We start from the raw sequence: 1,538 nt of genomic DNA on the forward strand, positions 1-1,538 counted from the left end.
ATGTGGTTCTCGCTGAGCCAGCAGATCGTCGGCGACGGCATCCAGGCCAACCTGCTGCCCAAGGTGTCGGACTATCTCAGCCTGGTCACGGCGCTGTTGCTGGCCTTCGGCCTGTGCTTCCAACTGCCGGTCGTGATGACCCTTCTGGGCATGGCCGGGCTGATCAACTCCAAGCTGATGTCGGCCGGGCGGCGCTACGCTATAGTCGCCGTGGTCGTGGTGGCCGCCGTGGTGACGCCACCCGACCCGATCAGCCAGCTGATGCTCGCCGTGCCGCTGGTCATTCTTTACGAGATCTCGATCTGGTGCGTGCGCATCATCGAGATGCGGCGCGACAAGGCCGATGCGCTGGAGGCCGAGGCGGCCTGACGCGCTTCGTCGCAGGCGGCAACGAAACGGGCGCGACGCCAGTTGAACCGCCGATGCATCGACGTACGCTTCTTGCCGCCGGCCTGACCCTTCCCTTCGTGCACGGCTGCAGCCAGGCGGCGGACGTCCTGCCGCCCTCGGCGCCGACGCAAGGCCTGAACGCGGCCGTGATGGACCGCGTCGCCGCCCGTGCGGCGGCGCTGCCCAAGCTGCACGCGATGATCGTCGCCCGCGACGGCCGACGGCTGTTTGAACGCGTCTGGCGCGGACCGTCGCTGGAGACCCCGGTCAACGTCAAGTCGGCCTCCAAGTCGGTGATCGCCGCCATGGGCGGCATCGCGATCAGGCAGGGCGTGTTCGACGGTGTCGAACAGCCGATGTCCGCATTCCTGGCCGATCGGTTTCCCGCGACGCCGGACCCGCGTCTGGCGGAGGTGACCATCGGCGACCTGCTGTCGATGCAGGCTGGCCTGGGCTCCACCTCGGGGGCGAACTACGGCGCCTGGGTCTCCAGTCGTGACTGGGTCCGATACGCCCTGGCGCGACCGTTCGAGGCGGAGCCGGGCGGGCGCATGGTCTATTCCACCGGCACGTCCCACCTGACCTCGGCCTGCCTGACGCGCGCCTCCGGTCGCTCGACGTTGGCGCTCGCGCGGGACTGGCTGGGCGAGCCCTTGGGGATCGACATACCGCCTTGGCCCGCCGATCCGCAGGGGATCTATTTCGGCGGCAACGACATGCGCCTTTCGCCAATGACGCTGCTGAGCTTTGGCGAACTCTATCGCAACGACGGCCTGCACCAGGGGCGCCGCATCCTGCCGGAGGGCTGGGTCGAGGCGTCGTGGCGGGGCAGAGGGACGTCGCGCTGGAGCGGCAATCCCTATGGCTATGGCTGGTGGATACGCCGGTCCGGGCGCCACGAGGTCTTCTTCGCTTGGGGCTATGGCGGACAGATGGTGTTCGTCGTGCCGGACCTGCGGCTGACGGTCGTGATGACGTCCGATCCGGCGCCGGTCCAGAGCCGCGACGGTCATGTCGACGCCCTGCACGCCCTGCTGGACCAAGGCGTCATTCCTGCGGCGGAGCAGGGCGCCGTCGCCTGAAACGACGAAGGCGCCGGTCGGTGTCCGCCCGGCGCCTCCGCGTTCAGCCCCAGCTGTCGATCAGCA

General features: G+C 68.9%; 2 protein-coding genes. Both read left to right on the forward strand.

What is annotated here, in order from left to right; genetic code table 11:
* A partial coding sequence (tatC, locus tag B2U11_RS11305) for a twin-arginine translocase subunit TatC (RefSeq protein WP_292071830.1) occupies nt 1–369 on the forward strand: 369 nt, incomplete at its 5' end.
* Between the two features lie 53 nt (nt 370–422).
* Nucleotides 423–1,472: a serine hydrolase domain-containing protein gene (locus B2U11_RS11310; protein WP_292071831.1), complete on the forward strand. Its 1,050-nt coding sequence runs from the start codon at nt 423–425 to the stop codon at nt 1,470–1,472.
* The last annotated feature ends 66 nt before the right edge of the window (nt 1,473–1,538 follow it).

This window comes from Brevundimonas sp. UBA7534 (genome assembly GCF_002479325.1).
GTDB lineage: Bacteria > Pseudomonadota > Alphaproteobacteria > Caulobacterales > Caulobacteraceae > Brevundimonas.